Genomic DNA, 7,386 nt, shown 5'->3' with positions numbered 1-7,386 from the left:
CATTACCCATACGGGGCTATCACCCTCTGAGGCCCTGCTTTCCTGACAGGTTCTGGTTGTCTCACATTCATGACTGGCCTGGTCCGGGTTCGCTCGCCACTACTACCGGAGTCTCTGTTGATGTCCTTTCCTCCAGGTACTTAGATGTTTCAGTTCCCTGGGTTTGCTTGAAACCTCCTATGTATTCAGAAGTCTCATACCTTCGCTTGATAACCGAAAATCCAAACCCACGACGACTTGCGTCATCATGCGCTTAGAGTTTCGGCTATCGAAGGTGGGTTTCCCCATTCGGAAATCCGTGGATCAAAGCTTCTTCGCAGCTCCTCACGGCTTATCGCAGCGTAGTACGTCCTTCATCGCCTCTCAGCGCCAAGGCATCCACCGAACACCCTTAAGGCACTTGATTGCTCTCATTATCAATATCCACACACTCGGCAGAATGTTATCCGCACACCTGCGTCAGGAGCCCGAAAGCCCCCTCAACACGCACCCTCGATGAATGCTGCATGCGGCTGGACATTGATTAGAAAGACCAGCTTGCTTCGTAAGATCGAACCGATAGCGAGGCGGTCAAGCTTCGCTAACAGGATCATTTACAACCCGTTCACCTCGCAACTTGCGTTACGACATGACCGAGCGCCGAAATGACCTGGAGATAGTGAATGGGCGCAGACCGTGCTTTCCAGCACGACCCACGATCCAGACTCGGATCGATCTCCTCTTTACGATGTCAGAAAACCCGCATGTCCATCTATAACAAATGAGACATGCGAAGCGTTGTTTTCGCGGACGATCGAACAATGTCGATCAATCAAACCATCTGGTGGAGCCAGACGGGATCGAACCGACGACCTCATGCTTGCAAAGCACGCGCTCTCCCAGCTGAGCTATGGCCCCGTACCAGAAGACGAATGCTGCACTTGATCAAATGGTGGGCCTGGGAAGACTTGAACTTCCGACCTCACGCTTATCAAGCGCGCGCTCTAACCAACTGAGCTACAAGCCCCTAACGACTAGGGACAGCGCACTCCGCCGGCTTAACCGGATCATGAGCACAAGCGTCGCCCCTGGCGCGTGTTCGTCCGCGAAGAAAGAGAAACGAAGACGGCGAAATCCCGCCAATGCAGCTCAACGATCCTGACGATCATTGGCCACTGATGTTTCTAAAACGGTTCGATAACAGCAAGCTGTTGAAGAACCATCCTTAGAAAGGAGGTGATCCAGCCGCAGGTTCCCCTACGGCTACCTTGTTACGACTTCACCCCAGTCGCTGACCCTACCGTGGTCGGCTGCCTCCCTTGCGGGTTAGCGCACCGCCTTCAGGTAAAACCAACTCCCATGGTGTGACGGGCGGTGTGTACAAGGCCCGGGAACGTATTCACCGTGGCATGCTGATCCACGATTACTAGCGATTCCAACTTCATGGGCTCGGGTTGCAGAGCCCAATCCGAACTGAGACGGTTTTTTGAGATTTGCTAGGGGTTGCCCCTTTGCTTCCCATTGTCACCGCCATTGTAGCACGTGTGTAGCCCAGCCCGTAAGGGCCATGAGGACTTGACGTCATCCCCACCTTCCTCGCGGCTTATCACCGGCAGTCTCCTTAGAGTGCTCAACTAAATGGTAGCAACTAAGGACGGGGGTTGCGCTCGTTGCGGGACTTAACCCAACATCTCACGACACGAGCTGACGACAGCCATGCAGCACCTGTGCTCCATGCTCCGAAGAGAAGGTCACATCTCTGCGACCGGTCATGGACATGTCAAGGGCTGGTAAGGTTCTGCGCGTTGCGTCGAATTAAACCACATGCTCCACCGCTTGTGCGGGCCCCCGTCAATTCCTTTGAGTTTTAATCTTGCGACCGTACTCCCCAGGCGGAATGCTTAAAGCGTTAGCTGCGCCACTAGTGAGTAAACCCACTAACGGCTGGCATTCATCGTTTACGGCGTGGACTACCAGGGTATCTAATCCTGTTTGCTCCCCACGCTTTCGTGCCTCAGCGTCAGTATCGGGCCAGTGAGCCGCCTTCGCCACTGGTGTTCTTGCGAATATCTACGAATTTCACCTCTACACTCGCAGTTCCACTCACCTCTCCCGAACTCAAGATCCTCAGTATCAAAGGCAGTTCTGGAGTTGAGCTCCAGGATTTCACCTCTGACTTAAAGACCCGCCTACGCACCCTTTACGCCCAGTAATTCCGAGCAACGCTAGCCCCCTTCGTATTACCGCGGCTGCTGGCACGAAGTTAGCCGGGGCTTATTCTTGCGGTACCGTCATTATCTTCCCGCACAAAAGAGCTTTACAACCCTAGGGCCTTCATCACTCACGCGGCATGGCTGGATCAGGCTTGCGCCCATTGTCCAATATTCCCCACTGCTGCCTCCCGTAGGAGTTTGGGCCGTGTCTCAGTCCCAATGTGGCTGATCATCCTCTCAGACCAGCTACTGATCGTCGCCTTGGTGAGCCATTACCTCACCAACAAGCTAATCAGACGCGGGCCGATCTTTCGGCGATAAATCTTTCCCCGTAAGGGCTTATCCGGTATTAGCACAAGTTTCCCTGTGTTGTTCCGAACCAAAAGGTACGTTCCCACGCGTTACTCACCCGTCTGCCACTGACGTATTGCTACGCCCGTTCGACTTGCATGTGTTAAGCCTGCCGCCAGCGTTCGCTCTGAGCCAGGATCAAACTCTCAAGTTGGACTTGAAACTTTGAGCCGGCTGATCACAACGTTTGACGAGGTCCCACCATTTTTTGTTAGCCGAAGCTAACAGCCATCCGCGATTCACATCGCTGATGACGATGGTGTAACCTTTAAAACGTGTACCGCCGAAGTCTTTCGTCCGGCCTCAATCCACGAAAGCCGAAGCCTTCATTGATCGAAACCCGCAAGGACTCCGCCGTCCACGTTTCTCTTTCTTCATCTTCACTTGTCAAACAGCCCGGGTCCAAGGACCCATCTTCCATCGCTGGAAGATCCGTGAAGCACTCACCGGACGACAAATAACAACCGATGGCTATCGGCTGTTGATTCACTCAACCTAGTGAGGAGCTTCACCGACACAGCTAAGGGCCTTGGTAAGGCCCAAGGCCGCGCCGCGTTCAGTGGGCGGTTTATAGTCCCACCGTCGGACGCTTGTCAACGCCCATCGTCAACAAATTGTTGCATCGGGTAAAACAACATCGCAGGCCAAAAAGCCCTGCGAAATGCCGTACTTGAGCCACATTCCTGCGACGTTCTCCAGAAATAAGTCTTGAATCGCCGATTGCTAGGGGCAGCGGCCATTTCGTTAAGTCTAGGAATTGGTAGCTTTCAGCAGACGGTGGTCATCCACGGTCGCATCGCCTTGTCCAGGCGACCGCAATGCATCGAGGGCTCAGACGCCGTTGATGTTCGTGACCCAGGCCAACCGGCGGGAGCCTTGAGCATGAAGCACGCGAATCTTTCGTCTCTCGCCCGAGGGCGTCGGACGCCGGGATACGCAAGAGTTTCGCCGGTTGCAGGAATTTGGGGGACGGCGGATTGAACGCAGCACGCAGTGGGGATCGAGGACGCGAGACGCGGATCATTGACCTGGGTCATGAGCCGCCGCTTTCTGCGGACGGATCCGAAGCCGCCGTCATCGACCGCCGCCGCATCTCCGTGCAGTGGTTCAGCGGCACCATTCTTACAGGCCTGTGCGGCGCGGCTCTTATCGGCGGCGCCGTTTTTGCGTCGCTCGATGGTGAAACCACCTTTGCGAGGGTAGCCGAGCGCGTCGAAGGCGGACTTCGCGGCTCGTTCGGAACCGGTGACCATCAGGCCAGCCTTCACAAGAGCGATCGTCTGCCGCCGCCGAGCGAGGCGGCCGCTGCAAGGCAGGTCATTCGCGTCTCGACCGTGACCCGCGCCGGCAACCGCGACGTGATGCGGGTCCGGCCCTTCGTTCGGGTATCCGGCAACCTGTCGATGGCGACCGGCGATCTCAGCGCAAAGATTCCGCCATTCAACGCGCAACGCCTGCTGGCCGACGGTGGTAGCCACGCCCGCACTGCCACAGACGATACAAGCGCCGCGACGGCGGCCGAACCAGACGCCGAAGTTTCCTTCGTGACCCGTGATCTCGCAACGATCCTCCCGAAGGCGACGATCGCGGCAACCATCCCGATCGATGAAGTTTTGATGCGGGTACGCGATGCCTCGAACTGGCGCGGCAACAGCGGTGTGCGGTACACGATGGCGGAGGCTGCGGTAGAGACCGCTGGCCCGACGTCGGGCATCAAAATGGCCTACGCCGCCGAAGGTAGCGTAGACCCCTATGCCGGGTTTGAGGCCCGTATTGTCCCGGAAAACGTCACGCTGCTTTCGAAAACCAGCGAACAACTTACCGGCGGCAATCCACTGGGCGAGCGCGTGCATCTGGTCAGGAGAGGCGACACCATCGCCTCGGTGCTGCGGGACCAGGGCGCAACGCCGGAAGAAGCCCATGCGATCGCAAGCACGCTCGGACCTCGAGGCCGCGACGGCGGACTCAGGGAAGGCCAGAAGTTGCGCGTCCTGATGGCGCCTGCGGCCTCCGACCAGCGACTCGTCCCCTACCGCGTGATCGTGGCGAACGATTCCACCATTGAGGCTGTCGCCGCACTGTCGGATCTCGGCAATTACGTCGCTGTCGACGTCGCCAGCATGAATTCGATCGCCGATGTCGCTGACAGCAGCGACACCGACGATGACCGCGGAGTCCGACTTTATCAAAGCATCTACGAGACCGCGCTGCGGGACAAGGTGCCGCCAGCGATCATCGAGGACATGGTCCGCATCTACTCCTACGACATCGATTTCCAGCGCAAGGTCCAGCCCGGCGATTCATTTGACGTCTTCTACGCCGGCGACGACGAAGGAACACCGACGACCGAGAAAAACGAAGTGCTTTATGCCTCTCTCACCGTGGGTGGTGAGACCAAGAAATACTATCGTTTCCAAACTCCCGACGACGCCGCCGTCGATTTTTATGACGAGACCGGCAAGAGCGCGAAGAAGTTCCTGGTCCGCAAACCGGTCGCCAGCGCGATCATGAGATCAGGATTCGGCGTTCGGCGCCACCCCATCCTCGGCTACGTGAAAATGCACACCGGCGTCGATTGGGCGGCACCTTATGGCACACCAATTTTCGCGACCGGCAACGGCGTCGTCGAAAAAGCAGAATGGGAAGGCGGCTACGGCAAGTATGTCCGTATCAAGCACAACAACGGCTATGAAACCGCGTACGGTCACATGTCGGCCTTCGCCAAGGGCCTCGAACCAGGCAAGCGCGTCCGGCAAGGGCAGGTGATCGGCTTTGTCGGTTCGACCGGCCGCTCCACCGGAGCGCACGTGCACTATGAAATTCTCGTTAACGACCGCTTCGTCGATCCGATGCGCGTCAGGCTTCCGCGGGGGCGATCACTGGACGGCACGATCCTGGCCGGCTTTGAGAAGGAACGCGACCGGCTCGAGGCGATGATGAATAGCCGCGGCGCCGTTGCCAGGGTATCGGATGCCGCAGGCTCACCTGCCCTACCGCTGCCTCGGCAGGTCTCCAACCGCTAGATCTTTTCGCTTCTGACGCGGATTAGACGCGTGGCTTCTATGATTGCGATCTGACGCGTTGTCTTCGCGCGAACCGGCATCCACTTCGCTCGAAACGCCCTAGTCGGAACAAGCCTGGTTGGTTCGCCGAGAGTAAAGGCAGGCAAAAATCTCTCAGCGCGGAGAAAATCCGCAGCTTGATCCAGCATACGATCAGGTAGAGACAATCCAGATTCGAGCATATCGATAATAGCTGCATGGAACGTCCATCCGGTCAGAGTGTGTGCCTTTCTTCCAGACGAACGGCGATGGCTCGAGCCGACATTCCAGGTAAGTTTTTTGAGCAGGGTTGGCTCGGTCCGCTTCCGATGGACATGCGACCTGTTCAACGTCTTGCGCCGTTCGGCAAGATCCGAGCATGACCGACCATCGCAAGCTGCTGCGTGCCCTCTTCGACGCGAGTGTCGCCGCCGCGCATCCTGACAACATTCTCGAGGCACATCTGCCACCCGCGCCGGAAGGCCGCGTGATCTGCCTCGCCGCCGGCAAAGCCGCCGCTGCCATGGCCGCAGTGGTGGAACGACACTATCTCGACGCTGCCGGTCTTGATCCCGCCCGGCTGACCGGCCTCGCCACCACACGTTACGGCCATAGCGTGCCGACGCGTCGAATCAAGGTGATCGAGGCCGGCCATCCCGTGCCCGATGAAGCGGGTTGGCGCAGCGCCGGCGTCAGTCTGACCCTCGCGAGTACCGCGACAGCCGACGATCTGCTGCTGGTATTGCTTTCGGGCGGCGGCTCGGCGAACTGGATTGCGCCTGTGAATGGCGTGTCGTTCGCTCAGAAGCAGCAGCTCAACCATGCCCTGCTCCGCTCCGGCGCCCCGATCGGCGAAGTCAACACGGTGCGCAAGCACTTGTCGCGGATCAAGGGCGGGCGGCTTGCGCGCACGGGCAGGCGCGCCGAGATCGTCACGCTGGCGATATCGGACGTGCCGCGCGATGAGCCGACGGCCATTGCCTCCGGCCCGACGGTGCCGGACCCAACCACGCTGGCTGACGCCCGCGCGTTGGTCGCAAAATACAAAATCGTATGCGACGATGCTGTTGGCCGCGCCCTCAACGATCCCGCCAACGAAAGCTGCAAGCCCGGCGACGCCGCCTTCGCCCGCACCCGTTTCGAGATCGTCGCACGGCCAAGAACTTCGCTCGACGCCGCCGTGAGACTTGCACGCGATGCCGGCTTTGAGGTGCTCGACCTCGGCGCGAATCTCGAAGGAGAAGCTCGCGACGTTGCAGTGGAGCACGCGAAACTAGCGCTGAAGGCGCGAGCCGACGGCCGCAAGCTCGCCATCCTGTCGGGCGGCGAATTCACCGTAACGGTTCGCGGCAACGGGCGCGGCGGCCCCAATCAGGAATATGCGCTGTCGCTTGCATCACAGCTTAAGGACGCGCGGGGCATTTCCGCGCTGGCGGCCGACACCGATGGCGCCGACGGTGGAGCGGGCGATGCCTCCGATCCCGCCGGCGCCGTGATCGATGCCCGCACGTACGGGGCGATGCGCGCGCAGAACCTCGATCCCGCCGTCTATCTCGCCAACAACGACGCCACCGGCTTCTTCGCAGCCAGCGGTGACCTGCTATTCACCGGACCGACGCTCACCAACGTCAACGACATACGGGTGATTCTGGTGGATGCCGTCTGATTGGCGCGCTCTCACTGCGGGAGTAGCTTAACCCGAGCGGGATAAGGAAGGTCCGTAGCGGCTTTCCGTCCGCATCTCACCTCTCAAAATTCTGGAATCTATCACGTGCGTGATTTTGGATCGCTTCGACCCGGAA

The 7,386-nt window shown here is 58.9% G+C and carries 2 protein-coding genes, 2 tRNA genes and 2 rRNA genes (1 of these 6 only partly in view); 2 read left to right on the top strand and 4 right to left on the bottom strand.

What is annotated here, in order from left to right:
* From B2M20_RS03575 to B2M20_RS03560, 4 genes are all read right to left on the bottom strand, one after another.
* A 23S ribosomal RNA gene (locus B2M20_RS03575) occupies positions 1-406 on the bottom strand (it extends 2,414 nt beyond the left edge of the window).
* A 415-nt stretch (positions 407-821) separates the two neighbouring features.
* Positions 822-897: transfer RNA gene (locus tag B2M20_RS03570), tRNA-Ala, on the bottom strand.
* A gap of 32 nt (positions 898-929) precedes the next feature.
* Positions 930-1,006: transfer RNA gene (locus tag B2M20_RS03565), tRNA-Ile, on the bottom strand.
* Positions 1,007-1,208: 202 nt separating this feature from the next.
* A 16S ribosomal RNA gene (locus B2M20_RS03560) occupies positions 1,209-2,697 on the bottom strand.
* Together the 16S and 23S rRNA genes with 2 tRNA genes alongside form the textbook arrangement of a ribosomal RNA operon.
* 823 nt (positions 2,698-3,520) lie before the next feature.
* Here B2M20_RS03560 and B2M20_RS03555 point away from each other — a divergent pair.
* Both B2M20_RS03555 and B2M20_RS03545 read left to right on the top strand, forming a co-directional pair.
* Positions 3,521-5,566, top strand: a complete 2,046-nt coding sequence (locus tag B2M20_RS03555; protein WP_079445720.1) for a M23 family metallopeptidase — start codon at positions 3,521-3,523, stop codon at positions 5,564-5,566.
* A 397-nt stretch (positions 5,567-5,963) separates the two neighbouring features.
* Positions 5,964-7,250: a glycerate kinase type-2 family protein gene (locus tag B2M20_RS03545; RefSeq protein WP_079445718.1), complete on the top strand. Its 1,287-nt coding sequence runs from the start codon at positions 5,964-5,966 to the stop codon at positions 7,248-7,250.
* Positions 7,251-7,386: the final 136 nt, after the last annotated feature.

Origin of the sequence: Nitrobacter vulgaris, assembly GCF_002028545.1 — a bacterium.
GTDB lineage: Bacteria > Pseudomonadota > Alphaproteobacteria > Rhizobiales > Xanthobacteraceae > Nitrobacter > Nitrobacter vulgaris.
This window is presented reverse-complemented; position numbering and strand designations above follow the sequence as displayed.